This is a genomic window from Kribbella sp. NBC_01245, assembly GCF_036226525.1.
In the GTDB taxonomy this organism is placed as follows: domain Bacteria; phylum Actinomycetota; class Actinomycetes; order Propionibacteriales; family Kribbellaceae; genus Kribbella.
This window is the reverse complement of the sequence record NZ_CP108487.1, coordinates 6,086,487-6,112,928: the sequence shown is the minus strand read 5'-3', so window position 1 is coordinate 6,112,928 and position 26,442 is coordinate 6,086,487. Positions and strand designations below refer to the sequence as shown.

The 26,442-nt window shown below is 66.5% G+C and carries 31 protein-coding genes and 1 tRNA gene; 11 read left to right on the top strand and 21 right to left on the bottom strand.

Annotated elements, in window-relative coordinates:
- A complete protein-coding gene (locus OG394_RS27930) occupies positions 1 to 1,446 on the bottom strand; it encodes a GAF domain-containing protein (RefSeq protein ID WP_328990074.1) in 1,446 nt (481 codons plus the stop codon).
- 115 nt (positions 1,447 to 1,561) lie between these two features.
- Between OG394_RS27930 and adh the strand changes: the two genes are divergently transcribed.
- Both adh and OG394_RS27920 read left to right on the top strand, forming a co-directional pair.
- Positions 1,562 to 3,085 (top strand): aldehyde dehydrogenase, encoded by a 1,524-nt coding sequence (gene adh, locus OG394_RS27925; protein ID WP_328990073.1) that lies wholly within the window; start codon positions 1,562 to 1,564, stop codon positions 3,083 to 3,085.
- 6 nt (positions 3,086 to 3,091) lie between these two features.
- Complete coding sequence (locus OG394_RS27920) at positions 3,092 to 3,472, top strand: DUF779 domain-containing protein (RefSeq protein WP_328990072.1); 381 nt, start codon at positions 3,092 to 3,094, stop codon at positions 3,470 to 3,472.
- Here the strand turns inward: OG394_RS27920 and OG394_RS27915 are convergent.
- Positions 3,465 to 3,881, bottom strand: a complete 417-nt coding sequence (locus OG394_RS27915; protein WP_328990071.1) for a hypothetical protein — start codon at positions 3,879 to 3,881, stop codon at positions 3,465 to 3,467. The genes OG394_RS27920 and OG394_RS27915 overlap by 8 nt on opposite strands.
- Before the next feature lie 146 nt (positions 3,882 to 4,027).
- Between OG394_RS27915 and OG394_RS27910 the strand changes: the two genes are divergently transcribed.
- Both OG394_RS27910 and OG394_RS27905 read left to right on the top strand, forming a co-directional pair.
- Positions 4,028 to 4,993 carry a hypothetical protein gene (locus tag OG394_RS27910; RefSeq protein WP_328990070.1) on the top strand — a complete coding sequence of 322 codons (966 nt, stop codon included), beginning with the start codon at positions 4,028 to 4,030 and terminating at the stop codon, positions 4,991 to 4,993.
- Between the two features lie 176 nt (positions 4,994 to 5,169).
- On the top strand, positions 5,170 to 7,992 hold the full coding sequence (locus tag OG394_RS27905; RefSeq protein ID WP_328990069.1) for a M36 family metallopeptidase: 2,823 nt from the start codon (positions 5,170 to 5,172) through the stop codon (positions 7,990 to 7,992).
- A 56-nt stretch (positions 7,993 to 8,048) separates the two neighbouring features.
- On the opposite strand, the gene OG394_RS27900 is transcribed toward OG394_RS27905, so the two are convergent.
- The 3 genes from OG394_RS27900 to OG394_RS27890 all read right to left on the bottom strand — a co-directional run bounded on the left by OG394_RS27900 (position 8,049) and on the right by OG394_RS27890 (position 9,385).
- Positions 8,049 to 8,816, bottom strand: a complete 768-nt coding sequence (locus tag OG394_RS27900; protein ID WP_328990068.1) for a hypothetical protein — start codon at positions 8,814 to 8,816, stop codon at positions 8,049 to 8,051.
- Positions 8,817 to 8,818: 2 nt separating this feature from the next.
- A complete protein-coding gene (locus tag OG394_RS27895; protein ID WP_328990067.1) occupies positions 8,819 to 8,980 on the bottom strand; it encodes a hypothetical protein in 162 nt (53 codons plus the stop codon).
- 114 nt (positions 8,981 to 9,094) lie between these two features.
- The gene (locus tag OG394_RS27890) at positions 9,095 to 9,385 is read right to left on the bottom strand and encodes a hypothetical protein (protein ID WP_328990066.1); all 291 of its coding nucleotides are present in this window, start codon (positions 9,383 to 9,385) and stop codon (positions 9,095 to 9,097) included.
- A gap of 163 nt (positions 9,386 to 9,548) precedes the next feature.
- Here OG394_RS27890 and OG394_RS27885 point away from each other — a divergent pair, with 163 nt between their 5' ends.
- A complete protein-coding gene (locus OG394_RS27885) occupies positions 9,549 to 11,702 on the top strand; it encodes a (Fe-S)-binding protein (protein WP_328990065.1) in 2,154 nt (717 codons plus the stop codon).
- A 118-nt stretch (positions 11,703 to 11,820) separates the two neighbouring features.
- On the opposite strand, the gene OG394_RS27880 is transcribed toward OG394_RS27885, so the two are convergent.
- Positions 11,821 to 12,603, bottom strand: a complete 783-nt coding sequence (locus OG394_RS27880; protein ID WP_328990064.1) for an SDR family NAD(P)-dependent oxidoreductase — start codon at positions 12,601 to 12,603, stop codon at positions 11,821 to 11,823.
- A 90-nt stretch (positions 12,604 to 12,693) separates the two neighbouring features.
- Between OG394_RS27880 and OG394_RS27875 the strand changes: the two genes are divergently transcribed.
- From OG394_RS27875 to OG394_RS27865, 3 genes are read left to right on the top strand one after another with little or no spacing between them, the layout of a single operon-like run.
- Positions 12,694 to 13,443: a hypothetical protein gene (locus tag OG394_RS27875; protein WP_328990063.1), complete on the top strand. Its 750-nt coding sequence runs from the start codon at positions 12,694 to 12,696 to the stop codon at positions 13,441 to 13,443.
- Complete coding sequence (locus OG394_RS27870) at positions 13,440 to 14,279, top strand: DUF4097 family beta strand repeat-containing protein (protein ID WP_328990062.1); 840 nt, start codon at positions 13,440 to 13,442, stop codon at positions 14,277 to 14,279. Before OG394_RS27875 ends, OG394_RS27870 begins: the two co-directional genes overlap by 4 nt.
- Before the next feature lie 38 nt (positions 14,280 to 14,317).
- Positions 14,318 to 14,500: a hypothetical protein gene (locus OG394_RS27865; RefSeq protein WP_328990061.1), complete on the top strand. Its 183-nt coding sequence runs from the start codon at positions 14,318 to 14,320 to the stop codon at positions 14,498 to 14,500.
- A 24-nt stretch (positions 14,501 to 14,524) separates the two neighbouring features.
- On the opposite strand, the gene dcd is transcribed toward OG394_RS27865, so the two are convergent.
- Both dcd and OG394_RS27855 read right to left on the bottom strand, forming a co-directional pair.
- Positions 14,525 to 15,121 (bottom strand): dCTP deaminase, encoded by a 597-nt coding sequence (gene dcd / locus OG394_RS27860; protein WP_328990060.1) that lies wholly within the window; start codon positions 15,119 to 15,121, stop codon positions 14,525 to 14,527.
- 89 nt (positions 15,122 to 15,210) lie between these two features.
- Positions 15,211 to 15,651: a MarR family winged helix-turn-helix transcriptional regulator gene (locus tag OG394_RS27855; protein ID WP_328990059.1), complete on the bottom strand. Its 441-nt coding sequence runs from the start codon at positions 15,649 to 15,651 to the stop codon at positions 15,211 to 15,213.
- Between the two features lie 224 nt (positions 15,652 to 15,875).
- Here OG394_RS27855 and OG394_RS27850 point away from each other — a divergent pair.
- A tRNA-Gly gene (locus tag OG394_RS27850) sits at positions 15,876 to 15,946 on the top strand.
- Between the two features lie 119 nt (positions 15,947 to 16,065).
- On the opposite strand, the gene OG394_RS27845 is transcribed toward OG394_RS27850, so the two are convergent.
- From OG394_RS27845 to OG394_RS27790, 12 genes are all read right to left on the bottom strand, one after another.
- A complete protein-coding gene (locus OG394_RS27845; RefSeq protein ID WP_328990058.1) occupies positions 16,066 to 17,268 on the bottom strand; it encodes a tyrosine-type recombinase/integrase in 1,203 nt (400 codons plus the stop codon).
- Positions 17,268 to 17,498, bottom strand: a complete 231-nt coding sequence (locus tag OG394_RS27840) for an excisionase family DNA-binding protein (RefSeq protein WP_328990057.1) — start codon at positions 17,496 to 17,498, stop codon at positions 17,268 to 17,270. The genes OG394_RS27845 and OG394_RS27840 overlap by 1 nt, the downstream gene beginning before the upstream one ends.
- A 62-nt stretch (positions 17,499 to 17,560) precedes the next feature.
- Positions 17,561 to 18,871 carry a DUF3631 domain-containing protein gene (locus OG394_RS27835; protein ID WP_328990056.1) on the bottom strand — a complete coding sequence of 437 codons (1,311 nt, stop codon included), beginning with the start codon at positions 18,869 to 18,871 and terminating at the stop codon, positions 17,561 to 17,563.
- Positions 18,868 to 19,332 carry a DUF2742 domain-containing protein gene (locus OG394_RS27830; RefSeq protein ID WP_328990055.1) on the bottom strand — a complete coding sequence of 155 codons (465 nt, stop codon included), beginning with the start codon at positions 19,330 to 19,332 and terminating at the stop codon, positions 18,868 to 18,870. The genes OG394_RS27835 and OG394_RS27830 overlap by 4 nt, the downstream gene beginning before the upstream one ends.
- 98 nt (positions 19,333 to 19,430) lie before the next feature.
- Positions 19,431 to 19,700: a hypothetical protein gene (locus OG394_RS27825; protein WP_328990054.1), complete on the bottom strand. Its 270-nt coding sequence runs from the start codon at positions 19,698 to 19,700 to the stop codon at positions 19,431 to 19,433.
- 41 nt (positions 19,701 to 19,741) lie between these two features.
- On the bottom strand, positions 19,742 to 20,056 hold the full coding sequence (locus OG394_RS27820; protein WP_328990053.1) for a hypothetical protein: 315 nt from the start codon (positions 20,054 to 20,056) through the stop codon (positions 19,742 to 19,744).
- A gap of 174 nt (positions 20,057 to 20,230) precedes the next feature.
- Entirely contained in the window at positions 20,231 to 22,408 is a 2,178-nt protein-coding gene (locus OG394_RS27815) for a cell division protein FtsK (RefSeq protein WP_328990052.1), read from the bottom strand.
- A 1-nt stretch (position 22,409) separates the two neighbouring features.
- Entirely contained in the window at positions 22,410 to 22,658 is a 249-nt protein-coding gene (locus OG394_RS27810; RefSeq protein WP_328990051.1) for a hypothetical protein, read from the bottom strand.
- 1 nt (position 22,659) lies between these two features.
- On the bottom strand, positions 22,660 to 23,439 hold the full coding sequence (locus tag OG394_RS27805) for an ABC transporter permease (RefSeq protein WP_328990050.1): 780 nt from the start codon (positions 23,437 to 23,439) through the stop codon (positions 22,660 to 22,662).
- Positions 23,436 to 23,684: a hypothetical protein gene (locus OG394_RS27800; protein ID WP_328990049.1), complete on the bottom strand. Its 249-nt coding sequence runs from the start codon at positions 23,682 to 23,684 to the stop codon at positions 23,436 to 23,438. The genes OG394_RS27805 and OG394_RS27800 overlap by 4 nt, the downstream gene beginning before the upstream one ends.
- Positions 23,681 to 23,884, bottom strand: coding sequence for a hypothetical protein (locus OG394_RS27795; protein WP_328990048.1), 204 nt, complete (start codon positions 23,882 to 23,884; stop codon positions 23,681 to 23,683). The genes OG394_RS27800 and OG394_RS27795 overlap by 4 nt, the downstream gene beginning before the upstream one ends.
- Complete coding sequence (locus OG394_RS27790; RefSeq protein WP_328990047.1) at positions 23,881 to 24,135, bottom strand: DUF6284 family protein; 255 nt, start codon at positions 24,133 to 24,135, stop codon at positions 23,881 to 23,883. Before OG394_RS27790 ends, OG394_RS27795 begins: the two co-directional genes overlap by 4 nt.
- Positions 24,136 to 24,332: 197 nt before the next feature.
- Between OG394_RS27790 and OG394_RS27785 the strand changes: the two genes are divergently transcribed.
- Both OG394_RS27785 and OG394_RS27780 read left to right on the top strand, forming a co-directional pair.
- The gene (locus OG394_RS27785; protein ID WP_328990046.1) at positions 24,333 to 25,058 is read left to right on the top strand and encodes a GntR family transcriptional regulator; all 726 of its coding nucleotides are present in this window, start codon (positions 24,333 to 24,335) and stop codon (positions 25,056 to 25,058) included.
- Positions 25,058 to 25,558, top strand: a complete 501-nt coding sequence (locus tag OG394_RS27780) for a GNAT family N-acetyltransferase (protein WP_328990045.1) — start codon at positions 25,058 to 25,060, stop codon at positions 25,556 to 25,558. Before OG394_RS27785 ends, OG394_RS27780 begins: the two co-directional genes overlap by 1 nt.
- 38 nt (positions 25,559 to 25,596) lie before the next feature.
- On the opposite strand, the gene OG394_RS27775 is transcribed toward OG394_RS27780, so the two are convergent.
- Positions 25,597 to 26,442 carry a helix-turn-helix domain-containing protein gene (locus tag OG394_RS27775; RefSeq protein ID WP_328990044.1) on the bottom strand — a complete coding sequence of 282 codons (846 nt, stop codon included), beginning with the start codon at positions 26,440 to 26,442 and terminating at the stop codon, positions 25,597 to 25,599.

Sequence of the window (26,442 nt, the reverse complement as noted above, 5' to 3'; positions counted from 1 at the left end):
CTACTCTTCGGACAACCTGAGACGACGTACGACGGCAGTGGGTCGTCGCGGGTCGTCCAGTGGCAGCGCCGCCTCGAGCCGTTCGTAGACCTCCAGGTCATCGGCACCGGTCGACGTCTGCGCGAACTGCCAGAGCTGATCGGTGTCCGCTGATTCCAGCACGGCGGCTCGCAGCGTGGCGTCGAGCTCATCCCGCTCGGCGCGGAGTGCGGGCGCTTCCGAACGGCTGAGCAAGGGCCCGCTGTAGTACTGCAACGCGGTCCCGAGATCCCGTTGGGCAAGGGCTTTGCGGACCAGATCGACGTCGCCGGTCACATCGGCGATGATCCGGTACGGCTTGGTGTCGAGTACGCCCGACCCGAGCAGATTCCGCAGCCGGTGCATCTCGCCGCGGACCGTCGTCGGATTGCCCTCATCGCCGTACAGCTGCAACATCAACTGCTCCGCGGTCAGCCCGGCCGGGTGCAGCATCAAGAGCGCGAGCACCTCGGCCCGGCGCAACGTCAACGCGATCGGCCGGCCATTGACGGTGGCGATCGGCTGACTGCCACCGAGCAGCTTCAGATCCAGCGACGTACGGCGTCTCGAGGTGCCGGGGATGCGGAGCAGGTAGCCCTCGTCCAACGGTTCGACCACGGCCTCGCGTCCGTCGCCGAGCTCGATCCGGTCTGCCCCATCGGGCACGATCAGCCGATCCGGCAACCACCCGAGCGGCTGCACGGCGAGCACCCGGCCGGTCGGCGTAAGCAGGGCACCGGACTGCTCGCCAAGAGCCATCAGGTGCCGCATATTCCGCGCACGGAGTTGCTCGTCGGCGGCGGCCATCAACACCTGCAACTGCCCTTCGGCAAGCCGTGCGGCGGCCGTGACCAGCGCCATCATCGCGGGATGGACCGTGCGAAGTGGGCCGCTGATATCGACCGCGCCGATGAGTTTGCCGGTGTCCGGGTCATGCACCGGAGCCGCCGCACAGGTCCAAGGGTGGATGCGCCGGACCAGGTGCTCGGCCGAATGGATCTGCACGGGCTGCCCGGTCGCCAGCGCCGTCCCCATCCCGTTCGTACCGATCGCGTCCTCGGACCAGATCGCCCCTTCGGACAAGGCGACCCGATCGGCCTGGCGGCGAACGTCCGCTGCACCCTCGCGCCAGAGGATCAGGCCGTGCGCGTCGGTGATGACCATGATGTGCGAGGCCTCGTCGGCGATACTCGTCAAGGTCTGCCGGAGCACGGGCAGCACGGCGTTGAGCGGATGCGACTCGCGAACCTCCGCCAGCCGGTCGGCGCCGTACACCACCGGCGGCGCGTCCAGCTCGGGATCCACCTGGGCCGCGAGCGACCGCTGCCAGGACTCGGCGACGACGGGGCGCGGTTCGGCCGATGCCCGGCCACCACCGAGCACCTCGTCGTACAGCGCGTTGAGTCGCCGCGCCTCCTCCGCGTCCACGCCCAACCCTCCCCCGGAATCGCGCCTTGGTTCAAGGCCGCAGCTTGCAACGTTGCTGCAACGTGGTCGGACCTAGCGTCTGGACTATCGCCAGTGCTGATCCCGGGAGGATCCGATGACCATTTACGCAGCCCCAGGGCAGTCCGGCAGTCCGGCCGAATACAAGTCCCGATACGACCATTTCATCGGTGGCGAATATGTGCCGCCGGCCAAGGGTGGTTACTTCGAGAACCCGACGCCGGTGACCGGTCAGGTCTTCACGGAGATCGCCCGCGGTACGGCCGACGACGTGGAGCTCGCGCTCGACGCCGCCCATGGTGCCGCCACGGCCTGGGGTCGTACGTCGACCACCGAGCGCGCGAACATCCTGAACAAGATCGCCGACCGGATGGAGGCCAACCTCGAGCAGCTGGCCATCGCCGAGAGCTGGGACAACGGCAAGGCCGTCCGGGAGACGCTGGCCGCCGACCTGCCGCTGGCGATCGACCACTTCCGCTACTTCGCGGGCGCGCTGCGGGCGCAGGAGGGCACGATCTCGCAGATCGACGAGGACACCGTGGCGTACCACTTCCACGAGCCGCTCGGCGTCGTCGCGCAGATCATCCCGTGGAACTTCCCGATCCTGATGGCGGTCTGGAAGCTGGCACCCGCTCTCGCCGCGGGCAACGCCGTCGTACTGAAGCCGGCCGAGCAGACGCCGGCCTCGATCCACCTGCTGGTCCAGCTGATCGCGGACCTGCTGCCGCCGGGCGTGCTGAACGTCGTCAACGGATTCGGCGTCGAGGCCGGCAAACCGCTTGCCTCCAGCAACAGAGTCGCCAAGGTGGCCTTCACTGGTGAGACGACCACGGGGCGTCTGATCATGCAGTACGCCTCGGAGAACATCATCCCGGTCACGCTGGAACTCGGCGGCAAGAGCCCGAACATCTTCTTTGCCGACGTCGCCAGCAGCCGCGACGACTTCTACGACAAGGCGCTGGAGGGCTTCACGCTGTTCGCGCTGAACCAGGGCGAGGTCTGCACCTGCCCGTCGCGCGCGCTGATCCAGTCGTCGATCTACCGCGAGTTCATCACCGACGCGACGGCACGGACCCAGGCGATCAAGCAGGGCAACCCGCTCGACACCGAGACGATGATGGGCGCGCAGGCCAGCAACGACCAGTACGAGAAGATCCTGTCGTACATCGACATCGGCCGGGCCGAGGGCGCGAAGGTGCTCACCGGTGGCGGCAAGGCCGAGCTCGACGGTGACCTGGCCGGCGGGTACTACATCCAGCCGACCATCTTCGAGGGCGACAACAAGATGCGGATCTTCCAGGAGGAGATCTTCGGCCCGGTGGTCGCGGTGACGAAGTTCGACGACTACTCCGACGCGATCAAGATCGCCAACGACACCCTGTACGGCCTCGGCGCGGGCGTCTGGTCGCGGGACATCAACACCGCCTACCGCGCGGGCCGCGAGATCCAGGCCGGCCGGGTCTGGACCAACTGCTACCACGCTTACCCGGCCCACGCCGCGTTCGGCGGTTACAAGAACTCGGGTATCGGCCGCGAGAACCACAAGATGATGCTCGACCACTACCAGCAGACCAAGAACCTCCTGGTCAGCTACTCCCCGAACAAACTCGGCTTCTTCTGAGTCTCGATGTCAGTTGAGCGAGTTGCGTGCACCGGTGAGGCGGCGAACCTCATGCGTCGCCTCACCGAGCTGCACGGTCCGTTGATGTTCCACCAGTCCGGCGGCTGCTGCGACGGCAGTTCCCCGATGTGCTTCCCGGCCGGCGAGTTCAAAGTGGGCGCCGCCGACGTACACCTCGGCGACCTCACCATCGACGGCGTGGCTGACCCCATCGCCGTCTGGATGTCCGCCGCCCAGTTCGACTACTGGAAGCACACCCACCTCACCATCGACGTAGTCCCCGGCCGAGGCGCCGGCTTCTCCCTAGAAGCCCCCGAAGGCCTCCGCTTCCTAACCCGCTCCCGCCTCTTCACCCCCACCGAATCCCAAACCCTCGGCCTCACCTAACCCGCGCCCCGGGTGGCGGCAGTCGTCGACTATGCGACGAGTGGACGCGTTGTGCACCCGAACGCTCGCCGCGTAATCCCGGACGCAGGGACACCACTCGGCTCTGGAACGGGTGCACAACGCGTCCACTCGTCGCATAGTCGGAACCGGCGCGTTCGTCGCGGAAGTCGGCTGCCAGTAGGCCCGGTCGTTCCGCGAGGCGCGCGAGTCCGGCGAGGACGTCGGCCGCCGTGGCCGATGGCGCATCGAACATGACGTCTAGGTCGCGGTAGACCATCAGGCCGGAGAGGGCGCTGCCGATGAGCACGGGTGGGCCGAAGGAGGGGTAGGCGGCTGGCAGGTTGAGGTGGGCGAGGACGTCGTACGCCTCGACCTGGAGGGCCTTCGCGCGTGCGAAGAGGTCGCTCATCACACGACGGTACGACGTACCGAGCCGATCCCGGAAACCCTTTGAAACAAAGGACCCTTAGGGGTGGGTCAGGGTAGGGAAAGGTCTACCGAGGTAGGGATTCTGGCACTCCTGTCCGCGCGGCCGGGAAAGCCGAGCATCGATGCATGGTCACCACATCGTCGCCGCCCATGGTGCGGCCCGCCCGTTTGCATCGTCCGCTGCTCGTCATCACGGCCGTCATGGGATTACTGGTCTTCGTCGGGATCGGCGGCGCGATCTTCGACGATCGGGAACTGCTCGGCCATCCGATCTGGATGAAGCCGCTGAAGTTCATGATCTCGTTCGCGATCTACACCGGCACACTCGCGTGGATGCTGTCGCTGCAGACGAAGGCGAAGCGGCTCGGCTGGTGGCTGGGCACGATCGTCGCGGTCGGGATGGCGGTGGAGACCGCGATCATCATCGGCCAGGTCGTGGTCCGAGGGCGGCTGCTGCATTTCAACATGTCGACGCCGACGGACCAGCTCGTGCACAACATCCTGGCCACGACGATCTACTTGATCTGGGCCGCGGTGCTGGTGATGGCGATCGTGCTGCTGTTCGACAAGCCCGGCGATCGGGCGCTGCGCTGGAGCATCCGGCTGGCGCTGCTCACCACGCTTGGCGGCATGCTGCTCGGCAACCTGATGTTCAACCCGACGGCGAGCCAGCTGCGTACCGAAGCCGAGACCGGAGAGCGGCCGCATATGGGCGCGCATACAGTCGGCGGCGACGACGGCGGTGGCGGCCTGCCGATCATGGGCTGGAACACCGACTCCGGCGACCTGCGCATCGGTCACTTCCTCGGCATCCACTCCCTGCAGGCCATCCCGCTGATCGCGCTCGCGCTGGTCGTACTGGCCAACCGTTTCCCCCGACTGCGTTCGGAGGGTCGTCGTACAGCCCTGGTCTTCATCGGCGCGGCCGCCTGGCTCGGCCTGATCTGGCTCACCACCTGGCAGGCGCTGCATGGCGAGGCGCTGATCCATCCGACGGCTCCGACCTTGCTCGCCGCCGGGGCCTTAGCGGCCGGCACCACGCTCGCCACGACCGCCGTACTGGTGACAAAGAGAAGGCAATCCCTCGACTGAGCATCATTACGCGCAGATCCCTTCCGTGTACGGTCCGTCCGGGCCTAAGGTCAGGCCCGGACGGGTCGTGGAGGGCGATCCGCGGAAAACTTCATGGAGCGAATGCTGTGACAAACGCACGCAGAGGGCGGGGGCTCCTGGCAGTCTCAGCCGTGTCTGCCACCACAGTGCTGGCCATGACGGTCAGCACCGGTGCGCTGGCGGCCAAGCCGACTGCCTCGCCAGACCCGGCGGCACCCGTTCAGTCCGAAACCGCCGCGAAGGAGCGTAAGGGCAACTACGACGCCCGTACGCCGAACCTCCGCTCGACCTATGCCCGTGCCGCGAAGGTGCTCGCGAAGGAGACCGCCGGCAGCGAGAAGTTCCGCGACTCGCTCGGCTCGCAGGGCGTCGTCTCGGTCGACCCGAACACCGGCACCCCGGAGCAGGTCTCGAAGCTGAACGGCTTCCTGACCGCGGCCAGCACCAAGAAGCCGGCCGACGTGGTGCTCGACTACGTCAAGAGCCACCCGGACATCTTCAAGCTGTCCGCGTCCGACCTCGGCACGCTGAAACTGCGCAAGTCGTACGTCGACAACCTCGGCACCACCCACCTGTCCTGGCTCCAGGTCGTGGACGGGATCGAGGTCTTCGGCAACGGTCTGCAGGCCCACGTCACCAAGAAGGGCCAGATCATCTCGATCCAGGGCTCGCCGGTGGCAGGCGTCGTCGGTCAGGCCCAGGGTGCGGCGAAGCGCGCGGTCACGCTGACCGCCTCCGAGGCCCGGGTCACCGCCGCCAAGGACCTCGGCACGATGCCGAAGTCGGCGGAGGTCAGCAAGTCCGGCGCCGTCACCAAGTGGCGCAACGGCGACTTCGCGAAGCAGGTCTGGTTCGTCACCGGGAACGGCCTGCGCAAGGGCTGGTCGACGTACGTCAACGCGGGTGGCGATCTGCTCTACACCCACGTTGTGGACGCCGAGACCGGCTCGACGCTGTACCGCCGGGACCTGGTCTCGCACGCGAACGGCGACGGCCTCGTGCAGGACAACTACCCGGGCGCCGCCAAGGGCGGAACCCAGGTCGTGAAGAACTTCTACAACCTCGGCTTCCTGCCGAAGGGCGCGCAGACGCTGGACAAGGGCTACTGGGTCCAGGCCTACGCCGATATCAACGATGACAACAAGGCGAACCCGGGCGAGACCGTCAAGGCGCCCGGCACTGCGACCGGCGCGGAGTACAAGCTCACCCCGTTCGCGGGCACGACCTGTACGGCGGCGTTCGTCTGCACCTGGGACCCGGCCAAGGCCGACTCGTGGCGGACCAACCTGAACCAGGACGTCACCAACGGCTTCTACCTGGCCAGCAACTTCCACAACTACCTGCGCAAGCCGCCGATCTCCTTCACCGCGGCCGCCGGTAACTTCGAGCGCAACGGTGGCGACCCGGTCGTCCTGAACGCCCTCGACGGTGCGAATACGGCTAACGGACTGCCAGACGTCAACCACCTGAACAACGCGAACATGGGTACGCCGCCCGATGGCAACTCGCCGTTGATGCAGATGTACCTGTTCGGTGGCGACGGCATCGTGTCGAGCAGCTCGTCGAACGACGCGGCCATCCTCTACCACGAGTACACGCACGGTCTGTCGAACCGGCTCGTGGTCGACGCCAGCGGCAACTCGACACTGAACAGCATCCAGGCCGGCGCGATGGGCGAGGCGTGGAGCGACTACTACGCGCTCGACTACCTGGTTTCGCAGGGCTTCGAGACCGACACCACGGCGGCCGGCGAGGTGCTCGAAGGCAAGTACGTCCTCGGCGGCGACACGATTCGCACCCAGGCGATCGACTGCCGCGTGCGCGCGGTCGCCAAGAAGTGCGTCGCCCTCGACGGTTCGCAGGGCGGTTACACGTACGGCGACTTCCCGACCGTCGGCGGTGCGCCGCAGGTTCACGCCTCCGGTGAGATCTGGGCCCAGACGATGTGGGACATTCGCGAGCGCCTCGGCCGGACCAAGGCCAACCTGCTGATCACCCGGGCGATGGAGCTGTCCGCCAACGACCCGACCATGCTGGACATGCGCAACGCGGTCATCCAGGCCGACTGGGTAGCGCACAACGGCGCCAACAACAAGGTCCTCTGGCAGGTCTTCGCCAACCGTGGCATGGGCTGGTTCGCCGGTGCGATCGACGGTGGCGACGCCTTCCCCGCCGAGGACTTCCACCTGCCGCCGAGCGCGCCGGGTGCGACCGTCAGCGGCACCGTGACCGACAAGGTCACCGGTCAGCCGGTGCAGGGCGCGCTGGTCTTCATCGGTGGGCACGACTCGGGTTACACCGGTGACTACTCCGACGTGACCGGCGCCGACGGCAAGTACTCCTTCGACAACGTCCTCCCGGGTACGTACCCGAAGGTCGTCGTCGCGGGTGGCGGTTACGAGTTCCTCACCCAGCCCGTCACGGTCAAGGCCGGCGGCACCACGGCGAACTTCTCGCCGCGGCGCAACTGGGCCTCGGCCAGCGGTGGCGGCAAGCTCGCCTCCTTCACCGGCCCGGACTACTCGCAGTTCGGCTGCGGCCCGGCCGGCGCGATCGACGGCGCCCAGGGCACCGGTTGGGGCAGCACCACGGGTGATGACGCCGGTACGCCGACCAATACCCCGATCCCGAAGAACGTCGTCATCGACCTGCCCGAGGCCGTGACGATCAACACCTTCTCGATCGACCCGTCGCCGCAGTGTGGTGACCCGGGTAGCGCGTCGACCGGCGGCTACAAGGTGGAGACCTCCGCCGACGGTACGACGTGGGCGACCGCCGCCGAGGGCACCTTCACGGCGGCCAACCGCGGCAAGTACAACGAGGTCCCGGCCACGGCCAACAACACGGGCGTAAAGCACGTCCGCTTCTGGATCCTCAGCCCGCAGGTCCCGGACATCGCCACGAACTGCCCGGACGGCGGCTTCGCCGGCTGCTCGTTCATGGACATGGCAGAAATCCAGGTCTTCGGCACCAAGTAACACCAGCTGGAACAGGGCCGGCCGTCCTCTTAAAGGGGGCGGCCGGCTTTCCTCTGTCAGTCGGTGATGGTGTAGCCGAATTGTTCTAGGGTCCCCATGGTGATGGGGCCGGGGTCGCCGTCTTGGCGGAGTTTGAAGTGGGCTTGGACGCGTTTGACGGCGAAGACGAAGAAGCGGGCTTCGCGGGTCTTTCGCCAGGCCATGAACGTCGTCACGGGGATCACTTCGATGCCCTTGAAGGCGAACGCCATGAACTGCTCGGCGTCCTTCGCGCGGGTGTGGCTGATCGGTTCGCCCGCGGCCGCCATCCGGACCGACGTGATCGAGATGGTCACGTCCTGCACGGGGAAGGCGGTCGGCATCCCGTGTACGGCGCGCGCCTCGTCGCGGATCTCCTGGTACTTCTCCCACGTCATCGCCCGGAATCCCGGCGGGCCGTCGTCCTTGCCGCCGCTGGCAAGCCCGTTCAGGCCGTTCTTGTAGCGCTTGACCTGCCGCGCGGCTCCGGGCGACAACTCCGTGTCGCCGATCGCGACGGCGTGGATGTGCGGGTCGAAGCCCTGCGTGCGCGTTCGCAACCAGGCGGCCCACCCGACCCGGCGGAGTTCCACCAGCACCCGGTGGACCTGTGCGTCGTTCAGGGTCCTCGAGCGGATGTCCGCCGCGCCGCCGCCATCGTGGACGTCAGCGGACGCCTCGACCGCGCCGCCGTTGAACGAGCCCTGCACGATTTTGAGCTTGAAACCGAGAAGGCGCTCGGCCTCTTCCAGCATGTCGATCGAGCGCTGGTTCATCTCGACGCCACGAAAGGCCAAGGCGGGCATGATCAGCTCCCCCCGTCGTACCGCTGCAGCTCGTCATCGTCGTCGAAACCGCCCGGGTCATCCAGCGGCTCATCCTCGTCGAACGCCGGCAGGTCGTAACCGTCGTCGTCATCGTCATCCGGAGCAACGAATTGCTCGATGATCTCCTCTTCCAGATCAGGCATCACGAAATCCCCTCGAAGCGGGCGCCGTACCCCCCAATGGCCGGCTCACCCGATTCCATCGTGCGCCGCCTGACGGCGTCCGTCCACCTCGTAATGCCCTTTCGGGCAAGGTTCTCAGGTACGGCGCAACCAGCCACCGAGGTTCTCGTCGTCGGTGCCCAGCAGCATCGAGCCACAGGACGGGGTGAGGCAGGTCAGCGCCTCGATCTTGCGGCCGTCATACCGAGCGATCCTGCGCGCCTCCGTACGGAGCTTCAGCTTCGGCCCCGCGGAGACCCGGCCGATGACGTGAACGGCCGAGGCGAAGGGCCCGTCGTCGCCCGGGTCGGCCGGTGCCGGCGTCGGCTCCCGGGCCACCACGGCCAACTGCACTACAGCGAGTAGTCCGATCAGTACTTTACGCATGAACTGGAACCTAAGTTCATCCGCTCAAGACAAACAGGAAGAATTTCAAACCGCCGGTCGCCGTGGTTAGGCAGACCTTCGTGATAGGGGCCATACCGAACTGAGCCGTGACACAGGTGACACCACCATGACTCACCGGTAACCAGCCAATACGATCACTGGTATGCAGATCTTCGCCATCGTCGTCTCGCTCACCGTGGCGCTCATCGGAGTCGCGCTGTTCGCGAAGACGATCGGGCACATGGTGTCGGTGATCCGGCTCGGGCAGCCGGTCAAGCGGGCCGACGAGCCGGTCCAGCGCAGCGTCACCCTCGCCAAGGAGACGTTGCTGCACACCCGGATGTTGCAGTGGAGCCACATCGGCGTACTGCACTGGTTCGTCGCGTTCGGGTTCATCGGGCTGTTCCTCAGCCTGGTGACCGCGTTCGGCCAGCTCTTCGACGCGCACTGGGTGCTGCCGATCATCGGCCACTGGTTCGTTTTCGAGTGGGTCAGCGAGTTCCTCACCTGGACCGGCCTGATCGCGATCGTGGCCCTGATGATCATCCGGCTGCGGCACCTGCCGAGCGGATCCGAAGGCCGGTACAGCCGCTTCTTCGGGTCTCGCGCCTGGCAGGCGTACTACGTCGAGTACACGATCGCCGGCGTCCTGGTCTGCATCCTCGCGCTGCGCGGCCTGGAGTACGCGCTGGCCGGCGACGAGGCCTCGGTCTTCCACTTCCCGATGACGTTCTTCCTCGGCGAAGCGCTCAGCGGTACGTCGCAGCACGCGCTGGAGAACGCGATCTACCTGGTCGCGATGGTGAAGATCCTGATCTCGTTCGCGTGGATGATCACGATCTCGCTGAACGCCACCATGGGTGTGGCCTGGCACCGCTTCACCGCCTGGCCGAACATCTGGTTCAAGCGCGAGGCCGACGGCGGTACGGCGCTGGGCGCGCTGCAGCCGATCATGGTCAAGGGCGAGCCGATCGACTTCGAGAACATCGAGGAGCTCGACGAGGACGCCGCTCTCGGGGTCGGCAAGGTCGAGGACTTCACCTGGAAGGGCCTGCTCGACTTCACCACCTGCACGGAGTGCGGCCGGTGCCAGTCGCAGTGCCCGGCCTGGAACACCGAGAAGCCGCTGTCGCCGAAGCTCGTGGTGATGAACCTGCGCGAGCACGCGTACGCCAAAGCGCCGTACCTGCTGGCCGCTTCCGACGAGGAGCGCAACTCGCTGTCCGACCTGGTCAAGGCCGAGATGGAGAAGCCGCTGGTCGGTCCGGCCGACGTGGCGGTCATCGACGAGGAGGCGCTCTGGGCCTGTACGTCGTGTGGCGCGTGCGTGCAGCAGTGCCCGGTCGACATCGAGCACGTCGACGCGATCATGGACATGCGGCGCTACCAGGTGCTGATCGAGTCGTCCTTCCCCTCCGAGCTGAACGGCCTGTTCAAGGGCCTGGAGAACAAGGGCAACCCGTGGAACATGAGCCCGTCCGGCCGGATGGACTGGGCCAAGGATCTGCCGTTCGAGGTCAAGCAGGTCGGGACGGACGTCGAAACGCTCGCCGAGGTGGAGTACCTGTTCTGGGTCGGTTGTGCCGGCGCCTACGAGGACCGGGCCAAGAAGACCACGCAGGCCGTCGCCGAACTCCTCAACATCGCAGGCGTTTCCTTCGCCGTACTGGGCGATGGTGAGACCTGTACGGGCGACCCGGCCCGGCGTGCGGGTAACGAGTTCGTGTTCCAGCAGCTGGCCATGCAGAACGCGGAGGTCTTCAAGGAGACCGGCGCGAAGAAGGTCGTCTCGACCTGCGCGCACTGCTTCAACACCTTGAAGAACGAGTACTCCCAGCTGGGCGTCGAGCTCGACGTCATCCACCACACGCAGCTGCTGAACCGGCTCGTCCGGGAGAAGAAGCTCACCCCGGTGGCACCGGCCGACAGCACGCTCAACGGCCAGAAGATCACCTACCACGACCCCTGCTACCTCGGCCGCCACAACCAGGTGTACGACGCCCCGCGCGAGCTGCTCGAGATCATCCCGGGCGCCGAGTTCGCGGAGATGCCGCGCAACCAGACGAAGTCGTTCTGCTGCGGTGCGGGTGGTGCCCGGATGTGGATGGAAGAGAACACCGGCAGCCGGATCAACGTCAACCGCACCACCGAAGCGGTGGAGACCGGCGCGGACAAGATCGCGACGGGCTGCCCGTTCTGCCGGGTGATGCTGTCGGACGGTCTGACCGCGAAGCAGGCCGACGGCTCGGCCCGCGAATCCGTCGAGGTCGCCGACGTCGCCCAGCTCCTGCTCGCCTCGGTCAAGCGCGCCCCCTAGCCCCTCCTTCGCCTTCGTCCGCGAGTGGTCGGGTATGATCCGACCACTCACGGGAGGTTCAGATGTGACCACTCGTGGGAGAGACGGAAGGGTGGACCGGAGGGACCGGGGCGGCCGGTTAGTGCAGGTACGAGGCGCCGTTGAAGTCGAGGACGGCGCCGCTGGACCAGACGGCATCGGGTGAGGCCAGCCAGAGCACGGCCTTTGCGACCTCCTCGGCCGTCGCCACCCGGCCGAACGGGCTCTGCGTCCGGACGGCCTCGGTGATCATGCCCTCGGTCAAGTCCGTCGCGATGAACCCGGGCGCGATTGACGTCACCGTGATGTCAAATGGTGCCAGCGATGCCGCCAGGGACTGCCCGAGCGCGTGCAAACCGGCCTTACTCGCGCCGTACGCCGGCACATCGGGCTCGCCGCGGAACGCCCCACGCGACCCGACGTTCACCACGGCACCACGTCGTACGCCGCCAGCGGGCTCGACGTCGATCATCTGCCGGGCCACGCACCAGGTGAGATGGGCCGGGCCTTCCAGGTTGACCGCGAGCGTACGACGCCACGCCGTCACCCACTCGTCGTACGGCGTCTCCGCGAGCGGATGACCGAGCCGCCGGGACCCCGCGACGGGTTGGTCGACGTACATCGCGGCGTTGTTCACGAGCACGTCGATGCGACCGAGCACGCGGGCCGATTCTTCAGCAATAGCAGGGATTGCGGCCGGATCGCCAAGGTCGCCGACCACCACGGCATGACCCTCGCCGGGCAGCGACGCGCGGACCGCCTCGGCCCGGTCGGCGGAGCCGCGGCAGTGCAGCACCACCCGGTCCCCACCGGCCGCGAAGGCCCTCGCCACCTCGGCACCGACACCACGGGATGCACCTGTCACCAATACGCCTCGACTCATGCGGCTCATTCTGCCTGGTGACATCACCGAGCGGCCGGGTGACATCAGAGAGGGTTGACAATGACGTCACGGTGACGTCATGATTGCGTCATGGAACTTGACCATTACCTCGAGTCGGTCCGCCGTAGCGTGGAGAACGCCACCGCGTTGGCCGACGACCAAACTCGCTCCGTGGCTCAGCGCCTCGGAGCCACGCTGGATGACGCCGGCCGCCTGGCCCTCATCTCAGCCCTGTCCGACGCCGCCGGTGAGATCAGCCGCGAGCTGTCCCCCGGTTCGGTGGAGCTCCGGATGGCCGGGGGCCGCCCCGAGTTCGTGGTGACGCCGGCGCCCAGCCAGCTCACCGGCCCGGACGACGACGACTCCGACAACGATGACACCGCCGAGGACACGTCCGCCGACCAGATCTTCGAGCTGGACGCCGACGAGCCGACCGCGCGGATCACGCTGCGGCTGCCGATGTCGGTGAAGACCAAGGTCGACGAGGCCGCCAATGCCGAGGGCATCTCGGCGAACGCCTGGCTGATGCGCACGGTGATGACCGGCCTGACCGGTGACCGTGACCGCGGCCGGCGTGGCCCACGGCCGCCCCGGCCCCCGCGCCCGCCGCGTGGTTTCGACGGCGTCTTCGGTCCGGACGGGCCGCTGGGTCCCGATGGCCCGTTCGGTAAGGACGGCGCGTTCGGCCCGAACGGTCCGTTCGGTCCCGAGGGTGTCTTCGGTGAGCGTGGTGGCCGGCGCGGTGAGCGCGGTGAGCGCGGTGAGCACGGTCACGGCCGCGGCGGTCGTCGCGGCGGCCAGGGCGGCCCGGGTCAGCGCATGCAGGGGTGGGCACAGTGAGCGACTACGCCGACGAACTGCGGGATGCCTCCATCGACCGGGTCCGGATCGAGATCGGCGCCGGCGTGGTGGAGATTGCGCCCGTCGACGGCGACGAGACGCACGCGTTCCTCGAGGTGCTGCACGGCTCCGGCGAAGGCTGGGTCGAGGACATCACCTTCCGGGTCGTCGGTGGCGAGCTCGTGGTCGATACGCCGAAGCAGTCGCTGCGGCGATCCCAGGAGGTCCGCGTCCGGGTCGAGACCCCGGGGCCGATCGGCGCCCGGATCAAGACCGGCTCCGGCGATGTCGTCGCGACCGTGCCGTTGACCGAGCCCCGGCTCTCCACCGGCTCGGGTGACATCCGACTGGACCGCGCGGACGGTACGACGACCGTCGGCACCGGCTCCGGCGACATCCGGATCGCCCACACCACCGGTCCGGCCCGGCTGAACACGGGGTCCGGTGAGATCGAGGTCTCGCGCACCGATGCGCTCGTGGCCGCGTCCACCGGATCCGGCGATGTCCGGATCGGCGACGCGGCCGGCCCGGTCACCATCAAGGTCGGCTCGGGCGATATCTCGATCGAGCGCGTGCTCGGCCATTCGGTCGCGACCTCCGGCTCGGGCGATGTCCGGGTCGACCGCGCCGAAGGCCCGAGTGTGCGGGCCGAGACCGCGCGTGGCGACGTCCAGGTCGGCGTACCGGAAGGCCTCCCGACGTACCTCGATCTCAAGACGGTGACCGGGACCATCCGTTGCGACCTGGAACCAGGCGAACAGCCGGCCGAGGGCGATCCGTCCCTGCTGCTGCGCGCCCGCACCGTCTCCGGCGACATCACCGTCGTCCGGGTCTGACCATCTGCTCGCACGGGGATTCCGGAAGGAGCCGCACCATGATCAGCGAGAACGAAGAGATCGCCCGACTGCGGATCGAGGAACGCATCCAGCAGGCCCAGGCCCATGCGCTGGCCGATCCGGCGCCGAGCCCGAGGCACCAGGCCGCGTGGCTACTGCGCCGCTGGGCCGACTTGCTCGAACCCCACCCGCCGACGCGACGCCCGGTCCTCAGCCGATGAACAGGCACCCGCCTTCGCGGTCAATCAATCGCTGGATTGGCCGCGCAGGGTGTCGGTGCGATGGAAGTTCTTGAAGGAGCGGGACGGCGTGGGGCCGCGCTGGCCCTGATAGCGGGAGCCGTACTTCGCGGAGCCGTAGGGATGCTGGGCCGGGGACGAAAGACCGAAGAAGCAGAGCTGGCCGATCTTCATCCCGGGCCAGAGTTTGATCGGCAGGGTCGCGACGTTCGACAGCTCGAGCGTGACGTGACCGGAGAAGCCGGGGTCGATGAACCCCGCGGTGGAGTGAGTCAGCAGGCCGAGCCGGCCGAGGGAGGACTTCCCCTCCAGGCGCGCGGCGACGTCATCGGGCAGCGAGACCAGCTCGTACGTCGACCCCAGCACGAACTCACCCGGGTGCAGGATGAACGGCTCGTCGCCCTCGGGCTCGACCGTGCGGGTCAGATCGGGCTGTTCCTCGGCCGGATCGATATGCGGATACCGGTGGTTCTCGAACACCCGGAAGTACCGGTCGAGGCGCACGTCAACGCTCGACGGCTGAACCATGTCAGCATCGAACGGCTCCAGCTGGACCCGCTTCTCGTCGATCTGGGCCAGGATGTCGCGGTCGGAGAGCAGCACGAGCGAAACTTACCGCACTGCCGCTCACCGCTCGTCGAGATCGCCCGGCCAGTCACATCCCCAGCTCGTGACCGAGCGAGAAGGCCGAACTAGTTGAAGACCTTGTTGAACTTCGAAACCTGCGTGGCGAACGACTTCACCTGGGCCGGAGACCAGTCCTTCAGTAGATCCTCAACCACCTTGCTGCGCTTCTTCTTCGCGGCGGCGAGCTTGCGCTTGCCGGTCGCCGTCAAGGTCAACAGCGTGGCCCGTGCGTCCGACTTGTCCGCCGCGCGCTTCAGCAGGCCCTGCTCCTCGAGACGTGCACAAGCTCGGCTGACGGGCCCCTTGTCCACCTCGAGTGCTGCGACCAGATCGGCCATCCGGACCGGCGCCAATTCCTCGACATGATTGAGCAGCGCATACTGCGCGGGCTCCAGGTCGGGATGGGCCTCCTCCGAGAGCGTGCGCTGCAATCCACGCAGGCGACGTGCCAGCGTGACGAGCTCATGCTCCAGGTTTTCGAGTGCCGCGTTCGGATCAGTTGCCACCTCTTCACCCCTTCGAATCGTGTTGCCCCGCAACCTTCTTGTCCGGTCCAGTGCAGACCGCGTCCTCACGTTGCGACAAATGTTGCCCCCGGCAACGCGTTCTAATCTGCCAGAAGATCGCGCGTCTGCCCAGTCCAAGGCGTGTTGAACCCCTACCCCGGGTGCGCAGCTGCCCCGGGACCGGGTATGATTCTGCGCATTGCCGAACCCTCGCGGACGGCGATGCGGGTGTAGTTCAATGGCAGAACATCAGCTTCCCAAGCTGACAGTGCGAGTTCGATTCTCGTCACCCGCTCTTCTCCATACTTCCCTGTTTAGGCAGGCAAAAAGAGGGCACCACCTCCACTCGGAGGCGGTGCCCTTTCTGCACTCAAAACCCTGTTCGTGCAACATCTGTGCAACTAGGACCCGTGATCAGCCCGCCTGCGACGCCTCCCCACCCTCGTCGCCGTGCGCCCTCCTGTACTCCTCGATAGCGTCGTTCATCGCCGCCGCGATGGCTCCGTCTGCCTGCCGGGTGGCGTGCTGGTAGATGATCGCGGCGTTCATGCTGTCCTGCCCCATCCGGGCCATCAGGTCCTTCGTACTCGCGCCGGACTGGGCCGCGAAGGTGTTGCCGGTGTGCCTGAGGTCGTGGAAGTGCAGGCCCTTGGCCCCGACCGCTTCGGCTGCTTTGCTCCAGCCCAGCTTGTTGAAGTTGCTACGACGCAACACCGCTCCCCTCTCTCCGAGGAACACGAACGCGTCGCGGCCGGGAGCGACGAACTCGTCTAGGTGTTCCTGCACGAGTGGGACCAGCAGCTCCGGTATCGAGACAGTCCGCACACCGGCACCTGACTTCGGCGGGTGAAGCTCCATCCCCGATCCAACGACCTCGATCCACTGCTGGCGGATTCTGATCGTGCGCTTTGTCAGGTCAATATCCTTCCGCTGAATCGCGGTCACCTCACCCCAGCGCAGACTCGCAAAGGTGGCGATAAGCACGAACACCCGCAGGTGACGCGGCATTTGCTCGGCAAGCTTGAACACCTGCGCGATGTTGAGGATGGGCCGTTCCCTCGGACGCTCAGTGCCCGCCCCGACAATCCGGCAGGGATTGCGCTTGATCAACTCGTCATCAGTCGCGGTCATCAGGATTGCCCGCAGCAGCCTGTAGGCCTTGGCCGCCATCGTGGCGGACACGCCCTTATGCGCTTTGTCGGCACATTTGGCCTTGCAGCTACTTAGGTGCTTGTCGGCCATAAGGTCAGCGCGCCACGACCGGACCATCGGGGGTGTGATGTCGACCAGATCGACCTTCGCGAACTCGGGCTGCAAGTACCGCTTGTTAAGCCAGAGGTACAGAGCCTTCGTCCGGACTCGCAGATTCGGCCGCTCATCAATCCACTTGTCGGCGTACGGCCCGAATGGCTCTCGCCCAATGTCCGGGTCGACCCATCGCCCGCGAATCATGTCGGCCTCGGCGCCAATCAGCCAATCATTGGCCTGCGTCTCAGTTTCGAAGGTGTACGGCGCAGGCCTCCGCGCGGCGGTGACGGGGTCGATGTAGGTCGCCTGCCACCTACCGGAACCAAGCTTCCGGACTCCGCCGAACTTCCGCCTTCTCTGCTTCGCCATCAGGCAGCCTTCCTCGTGTTGCGTCGGGTAACGGGCTGGACTGTCTGGGCTTCGATGTACTCGATCAGCGCGGATTCCGGAATGCGCACCAGGCGGCCGACCCGGACGAACCGGATGCGGCGCTCAGCGATCAGGCGACGCGGGAATCGTTCACCGCTGGTGTCCCACGTGCCCAGAAGCCGGGCGGCGTCGGCGACCGTCAACAAGCTTTCAAGCATTCGCGTCGTCACGCGTGACTCTCCTCGGGTGGGTTGCGGATTGGGAAGGTGGCGCGGATGTCGTACGGGGCGCGTCATGCGGCACCCGAGGCGCCATCGGCAATGGGCCTGACAGCCCTCGGCCCCCAAGGCGTACCAGCCGTACCAGCCTCGTTTTCGCAGGTCAGGTCCGGTACGGCTTGGGTGGTTGGTACGGCTTGAGCCGTACCAGTGAGCGAAGCCGTACCGGACCTGACCTGCGGTGTTACGGCTGGTACGGCTGGTACGCCTTCCCCGGCGGCCGGTTTCGGCTCGGGACAGTAGCGGTTCCACGCGTCGGTGAAATCGCTGCGCACGTAGCCCTTGGCCTGCCCGGTGGTGAAGCGGATGGTGCCGCTGCGGATCTCGAACTCACGCAGCAGATTGCCCATCTTCATCGCCGTGAGCCCGTTGGCGCCGAGCGTTGCCCACGGTCCCTCGGGATCGCTGCGCAGTCGGTCCAGCAGGACGGCTGTGGGTAGTGCGTCGGCGTCTTGGAACGCGGTGCGGCAGTCCGACAGCAGCCGAGTCGGTGTTGATCCCTCGTCGCCTGCGTCGCGGTCGCTGGTGAGGGCTACAGCGGCCTTCCTGGCTGCTCGGGGCCACTGGCGGCCTGCGAGGTCGGCTATCGCGATCAGGGGCTCCCAGGTGTCGGCGGCACGGTCTTCCAGCGGCATGTCTGGCGCGGCGGCGGTGAGTACGTCCAGATGGGCGGTGATCCACTGGTTGAGTCGCTGCCGCAGGTCGTCCAGCTCCGGCCCGTCGCGCCGGACCCGGTACGGCTGGACCTCTTCGCCGGGGGCGCGGCGACGCATACGGATCACGGCGGCGCGGTCTTCGATCGTGTCCGGCATCGCCCCGATCCCTGCCAGGGCAGCCATCGCGAATGTCTGGATCTTCTCCACGGCGCGCGATCCCGCGTCATAGCGCAGTGCCGGGCGGCCGCGCTGATGCCCGGCGTTGAGCAGACCGCGAAGGTCCTCGTTGTCACCCGCCTTGGGACCAAAGATCGTGTCGGCCTCATCAATCAGCAGCGTCGGCGGATCGCTCGGCGCCATCCCGATCGACCGGTAAACCGCTGACGGACTGGCGTTCACGGTCATCAACGGTCGATGGCTCATCCCTTCCACCATGTCCAGCAGCCGCGACTTCCCGCACCGCCGCTCAGGTGCCCGAATGACAAGCCGCGGGGCACAGTTCCACGCCGGTACGGCGTGGGTCGCGGCGATCCACAACGTCACCGCGACCGATGCGGACGCGCTGGGCAGGATGACGTAGCGGGCAACAGCGGCGCTGACTTCGTCCAGCACGTCTGCACCGTCAATCGGCTCGTGAGCCTCGTTGTGATCGGTAGTTGTGGCACTCATGCGGCTTCTCCGCTCTGCGAGGTGGTCAGGCTGGCGTGGATCGGTTCGCGCGGCCTGTCGCCCGGGCGGGCCCGGCGGGCTTCTGCGACACGTTCGGCCTCGTTCATCGACAGGCGTCGGCCCAGCTCGACCATCGACGGGTTGAGCAGGCTGTGAACCACCCGTTTGTTCGCTTCGGTGATCGCGGGCCGATTCGCCGCGCGCCATTCGTCCCACTCGGCTTGGGCTGTCTCCCGGCTGGCTTCCAGCTCGGCCCGGAGCCGTTGCGATAGCTCGTCGCGGTCGGTGGCCCAGCACTCGGCTGCCACGACCACGGCGGCGATCTTGCGGCGATCGTCATCGGGCAGCGCGGCCCACTCGCTCGACCCGTAGATCGGCCGGTCTGCCACGTCTGCGAAGTACGGCGTTGCCCACGCGCGGCGTGCTTCCTGGTCGTAGGTGATGGGGTCGGAGAGCTTCATATGCGTGTTCCTTCCTCGAGGAGCTGGCCGGAGATCTTCCGCGCCGGCCAGGGCTGGTTTTGGAGGGGTTGAGGGGGTCTGGGCAGGACGATTTGCGGTCAGAGGATGTGGGTGTCGGCCAGGTGCATGCAGCGCTGGGCAGCTCGCAGGGCAATCGCGGCGGCCGCAACGTGGGTGGTGGCGTCTTCGCCCGCGTGGGTGCCGGTGTAGTCCTGGTCATCCAGTTCGGTCAGCTCGAACAGGGCACGGCTCGCAATGGCGACTGATGCCAGTGCGGCGTTCAAGGCATGATCGAGCGCGGTGCGTTCGACCGCGACGGCGGCGGCGTAGTCGGTTTCGGGGCTGTCGGCAACGATGTGCGTGGTCACGGGTGCTCTCCTGTCGCCTTGGTGGTCGATCGGTGCGCCGGTCATTTGGTGCCTGCCCGGCGGATATCGCGGACGCGGTTGATGACGTGGCGCCCGAGCCGGATCCGCAGGCCGGATCCCTGGCAGCACCCGCAGTGGCGATAGGCGTTGCCGAACGGGGACTTGAACTTGCCGACGCCTTCGCACTTGCGGCACTTGCCGAACGGCCACACCGCGCAGGTGAGCAGGTAGAAGACGGCGACAGCGGTCACGATGAGTACGACCGTGGCGACCTTGGAGGCGGTCGTCATGGCCTGCGTGAGGTCGCTACCTTGGGTAGCGGCGGTGTGGATAGCGGTAGCGGCGGTGGTGAGCACGGTTGGCCTCCGTTGGGCTGTTTTTGGGCGTGAGGAGCCACGGCCGCGACCCGCTACCTGCGGATATACGGCCTGGTCAGGTGGGTATTGCGGGGTAGCGGGACGGGTAGCGGTGGCGCTACCAGTAGCGGCAGGGCCGCTACCTACCTCGTCCCGCCACCCCTGGCGGGTTGGTTACGCTCCGTTGACACTGCGGCGGGTGATGGCGTCGCGGATGTCGTCGGCCTTGACGCCCTTGCGGACCGCGCCGTCGCGCTTGACGTTGATGCTCGGCACGTTCAACGCGCGGGCCTGGGCAGAGATCGCGTCCAGCGTGGTGCCCTCGTATTGCTCGGGCATCTGGGTGGCGAGCCGTCCGGCGATGGTGTCCCAGTGCGCGGCGCTGTCGCCGTTCATGACGGCCAGCACGTCGGCGAGGACGTCGCGGGTGGCGCGCTCGATCTCTTCCCCGGCCGCCGTGCCGGTCAGCGTGCCGAGCCGCTGGCGGTGCGTGCGTGCGGCGGTGAGGATCTTTTCCGCGTCGGTGTGGTCGGCAAGGAACGTCCGCACGGTGGGGGTCGCGTCGGCCGCGCCGTACAGGTAGCCAACACCTCGGTACTCGTCGCCGACCGGCAGGCCGGACGCGTCGAACCCTTCCGCATACGCGTCACCGCCCAACACAGCCTCGGAGACGATGCGGTTGCCGCACTTGAGCGCGAACCGTACGGCGTGGTTGTCGCGGTACCGGTTGAACAACCGGCCCACGTCACCAGCACCCACACCAGAAGGCTTCTGCGAGCTGGACAAGATCACGACACCAGTGGACGGGCCGACCGCCTGAATGCGGGACAGCTTGGCCGCGATCTCCTTGTTGACCGCCTGATCCTCGGTCTCGAAGTACACCTGAAACTCTTCCATCACCATCACCAGGACGCGCAGGTCCGGGTAGCGGGCATCCCTGGCGAGTTCCTCGGTCAGCTTGCCTTCCGGGCACACCGACACCGGCAGGCTCGCGAGCTGGGTGTTGACCTTCTCGATGTGGTCGAGGACCTCGTCCAGGATGGCGATCAGGTGGCCGATCGGGTCGGCGTCGTTCGGGCTCGGGTGGGTGCCGAACACTGTCCGATGCGCGACCAGCTTGAACTTCAGCCAGTCGGTGGAGTTCTTGCCGTCGACAACGATCAACTTCACGTATGGGTCCAGCGCAGCGTGCAGAGCGACCAGGCGGGCAGCGAACGTCTTGCCCTTACGCGGCTGCGCACCGACCAGCAGCGAGATCCACATCAGGAACAGCGAGACCGGCGCGTCGCGCTCGTCCTTGCCGAACTTCACCGGCCGCCAGATCGAGCGCGGCTTGCAGTCCAGCATGTCTGTGCGGCCCACCGGCACCGCGAGGGGATCGCGGTCGGCCACGAACAGCATGTGGCGACGGCTGGAGGTCTTGTCCGGGGTCAGGAACACCTGATTCACGTGCACATCCAGTCCGGAGGCGATCTTCTCGCGAGCGCCTTGGACGTCGGACCAGCCCTTGCCGTACGGGAGATCCACGAGCACCTGAGACCCGGTGTTGCGGGCGTCGCGCGACATCTGCGACCCGAACCGGACCTCCTGGTCGGACTTGTTCGGGTTGCCCAGTCCGGCCGCGTAGTAGGCCCTCAGGACGATGTCAGCGTTGAGCTTGCGGAACCTCGGCGCGACCACCGCCGTACCCACCAGCGTCTGCCCTTGTGGCCGTCCGTAGTGCCCGAGTGCGAGCACTGCGGCTGCGATGCCACCGGCCAGGTACAGGCCCGGCAGGGACGCCCAGGCGATCGGCAGGCCGATCAGCAGGGCGAGGTTCTGGAAGGCCAGCACGATGCCGCGCCACAGCCGGGTGGCCTTGATCTGGCGGTGGATCTTCTCCCATTCCTTCAGCTCTTTCGCGTCGGCCGCTTGCTGTTCGAGCGCGTAGGAGTTCGGGACCCACCACCAGGCGATCTGCTTGCTCATAAGGCGTCCCAGGCCCCGCCCGGCGAACACGGTGAGCTTGCACAGGTACCACGGCGAGCGGACTCCGTGGAACGCGGTGACGTGCTTCGCACGCCCAGCAGCACGAGCGGTGGTGGCCTTCAGGTTCTCCCGGCGCAGGTGAACCGGGATGACCGGTACCCGCGCAGGCTCGACCGGCGCGGCCGGGATCACCGCCGAATCGACCAGCACCGGCCCCGGCGCGGGGCGCTCGTCGTCGTCATCGATGGCCACCTCGTACGCCGTGTCTGACGTCGCGGCGGTTTGGTCGGCCAAACCGTCGACGGCCGGTTGTGCGTCGTCGCGGCGGGCACGGCGGGCGTCCAAATCGATCGGGTCGGCAACGTGCTCAATGGTCTCGGTCATGTCAGTTCTCCCCGCTCTCGTTGACTTTGCTGATGACTCGGAAGGTGCCGACGCGAAGGCCCATCTGCCCGTTCGGCATCAACTCGATATAGGTGTTGTTCATCGCCTTGGCGACGGCGGCTTGTGTGTCTTGTGGCCAGGTCTGGAAGACCTTCGGGTCCGGTCCCATCCAGACCAGCGCGACCATCAGGTGAGCGACCTCGTTCGGGCTGAAATCCGTCACCGGCTCAGGCTTCGTGTGCTCGGTCATGTCACCTCTCCCCCGAGTCGCTGGGATGGACTTTGATCAGGTGAGCCAGCGCGGCACCCATGCCGAGCACAGCCACCGGCAGGCAGGCGACCACGGTGGTGATCTGCCACGGCGCCGACGTGACCCCGGCCGCTTCCAGCAGATGAAAGGCGACCTGCCCCATGGCACCGAGCACGAGCGCGCCTAGAGCGGACCACTTGGCGAACTTGCGGGCCGATGCCGGGACTTTGCCGGACAGCCAGACGCGGAGTGCGAATGCGGCGTAGGTCTCGACTCCGATTGGGAGCGTGATGGCGGAGTTGATCGAGAACCCGTCCGCGATGCCCGGCAGCGGGTGCACTACACCGAACCCGGTCAGAGTGCCGAGTCCGACCCAGCCGGACCAGACCGCGACGAACGCGGGCAGTGCCAACAACAGCACCGGCCAGGAACTCATCGACTTCTCAGCGTCCGGCACGGTGGGGGTTCCCGCGGCTTGCCCTGTCACCGGAACCGGGGCTGCGTCCGGCGTGACCTGCGGTTTTACCTCGATGTCCGCCTCGGGCTCGTCCACATCAGCAGGGCCGGTGGGCTCATCGGTGCCCGGGTTCGGGACCGCATGTAGGTGGGGCTCGGCGGTGATCGCGGACAGCACCGCCTTGGCCTTCTCCGAACCGATCCGCAGTTCCTTCATCAGCCGGTTCCGCGACGGCGTCTCGCCCAGGTCAGCGGCGAGCTTGCGGGCGGCCGGGATCAGGTCCGAGACCGGGACCGGGTAGGTGGCGCGAATGGTGGTGCTCATGAGTGGTTCTCCTTGCCCAGAAGGACCAGACGGGCGTCGGCCAGGAACCCAGCCAGTTCTCGCAGGTCGCTGTAGGCCACGGCGGCGTGTGCCGAACCGGCCTCGGGAATGTCAGTGGTGACGGATGCGAACAGCGCCGTGAACCGCGCCTCAAGATCGGTGCCGAGTCCGGGGATTCCCTCGACTCCGAGACGCTCGATCCACACCTCGGCCAGCGTCATTGGCCGGACCCGCGCCCGGCTCATCGCCTGCCGCCTGTCTTGACCTCATTCGCGATCCACTCGCGGGCTTCGCTCAAGGTCTCCTTGACGGCCAGCGGGTGGCCGTCCTTCCAGATCACCCATGCGGGCCAGATACGGGTCTCGGGGTGCTGGTAGGCGATTGCTTCGTAGTCGTGGATCAGGCTGCGGCGCACGCTGAGGCGCGTCTCCGGCAGGCGGCTCATGAGGCCACCTCGTCCTGACCGGCGTCCGTGTGGTCGGCCAGTTCGAGGCGGGCAGCGAGTACCCGGTGCTCGGCCCGGCGGATCCGGCGGCGGTCCAGAACCGACATCAGCGGCCCGGCCGTCAGGATGGCGATTTCGGCGTTCAGTAGGTCCAACTCGGCCGCGATCAGCGGCCATTCCAGCTCGATAGCAACCAATTCAGCAGCGCTCGGGTTCTCGCCGTCTGGGACCGAAAGGGAGATGATGCTCACGGGTTGTGCTCCTCTACGCAATGGATTGGTGCAGCCCAGACGCCTCGGCGGTTGCATCCGCCGGGGCGTCGCTGCGTCGATCGTGACCCTGCTTAAAGGTCTTGGTCTTCATGTCCAACTTGTGGGAACAAGTCGTTCAAGTGACATGTTGGGACAAGCCGCATAAGCTTGTCAAGCAGCCACGAGAGGAAGTTGAGATGCCGGAGACGTTGCAAGAGCGGGTTGCCCGCTTGATCCGAGACTCGCTGGGCGATCCAGGGTCAGCGCTGCCCAGCGAGGCGGAGTTGGTCGGTCGGTATGGCGCAAGTCGCAACACCGTGCGGGCTGCGCTGTCGGCCCTGGAGGCCGAAGGGCTGATTACCAGCAGCCAGGGCCGGACCCGTCGCGTACGCGAGATCAGCCGCTGGGAATGGAAGATGGCTGAATGGGAGAAGGCCCACAACAACGACGGGGACGCGTGGGCTAATACGATCAAGGCCCAGGGTGGAACACCGAAGAATGACCTTCAGATCCTCACGATTCAGGCACCGGCGCACGTCGCGAAAGCATTGGAGATCCCCGAAGGCACCACGATTCAGGCTCGAAATCGACTTCGATGGGTGAATGACGAGCCGCATCAGCTAAGCGATTCCTATTTCCCGCCATTTGTGACCGACGGAAACGAGCTTTTCTGGAATCCGAGTGACCTTGGCGTGCAAGGCGGCCTCTTGGCGGCAACTGGACACAAGCAGGCTAAGTGGCATGACACGCTCACCGCGCGAATGCCAACCACTGAAGAGGTACAGCGCCTGATGATGGCGCCTGGCACGCCACTGCTGGTCCATACACGAGTTGGATACGACGAAAAACATCGTCCGGTGCGCTACATGGTGTCGCGCATGGCGGCCGACCGTGTCGAGGTCTCCTATGACCTGGACGCCTGATGCTGATCGAGCTTGACGAGTCGCATCGTCCGTTGATTCACAAGGTCCGAGACGAAGCCGGGGAATGGCTCTCGACCAAAGGCACCGACCAGTATCGCGGCGGCCTTGATATGGCTCAGGTGCACGCAAACATTGATCGAGATTTCGATGAGTATCAGTTCGTTGGTTGGCTGATTGGCGGCCGGGTCGTCGCAATGCTTGCGATCATCGCGCCGGAGGCGGAGTTCTGGGCGCCTGAAGAGCTAGCCGAGCCTCAGACCTACATCAGCCGCTTCTTCGTTGTGGAGCACGGCAAAGGCCACGGCGCGGACCTACTGCGGGCTGTGATCGAGCAAGCGCGAGCGCAAGGTAAGCACTGGGTTCGACTCAACTGTTGGAGCACCAACACCCGGCTGCACGACTACTACCTTGCGCATGGATTCGAGTACGTCAGAACGTGCAACATCCCCGGCCGCATGAGCGGAGCACTATTTCAGATGGACCTGCGGTCACACTCTTGAGATTCGATGACCGGCCAGCATCGTCACCCGCTGGCCGGTCAATCTCGCTCGAGGTCAGTGACAGCCCTCTGCAGCAGCTTCCTCGCTGCGATGCCGTATACGGCTGACTTCTGTAGCAATGAGAATGCTTTGACGTGTATTGCGACCTCTCTGGGCTGGACGATGTCCAGCCCCGCAGACACACCCTCGACCTGGACGCGATCCTCATCGAAGATCCAGAAGCTTCCCTGAGAAAGGCAATAGCGCTCGGCGCCGGCCGGAATGATCCCGATGCTCACGCGAGGAAGAGACATCACCGCCAGCAGGCGATCTAGCTGCCCGAGCATCACGTCTGGGTTGCCGACCAAGGTGTGCAATGTCTGCTCTTCAAGGGTGACGACAAAGCGACGGTCACCGGCATAGAGGATCCGTTGGCGCTCCATGCGGATTGCGACTGCTTCGTCTAAGTCGCTGGAGAGGTTCAGGAACTCGTTCCAGAACCTGAGGATGGCTGCGGAGTACTCGGCGGTGTGGAACAGGCCCGGAAGAACTGTGTTCTCGTAGATCCTGAAGAGCCTGGTTCGCTCGTAGAGCGGCACCGGGGCCTTCTGCGAGTGCTTGAGCCCGGCGCGCATGTGGCGTTGCCACTCGACATACATGGACTCGATCGCCCGGGCGGTCGCGATGAGGTCGGCGGCTTGGTCTGCCGCATGGCAGGAACGACACCAGGCGGTGATGTCGTCGGCACTCGGATTCGTGGCGCCGTTTTCGATCTTGCTGACCTTGGTGAAGTGCCAGCCATGCTGGGCAGCAAGAGCCCGCCCCGTCAGCTTCGCGTCCACACGAAGCTCTCGGAGGCGGGCTCCTAGCGCTGCCCTAGCCTGCTTGACTGGCGTGCTGGTCAA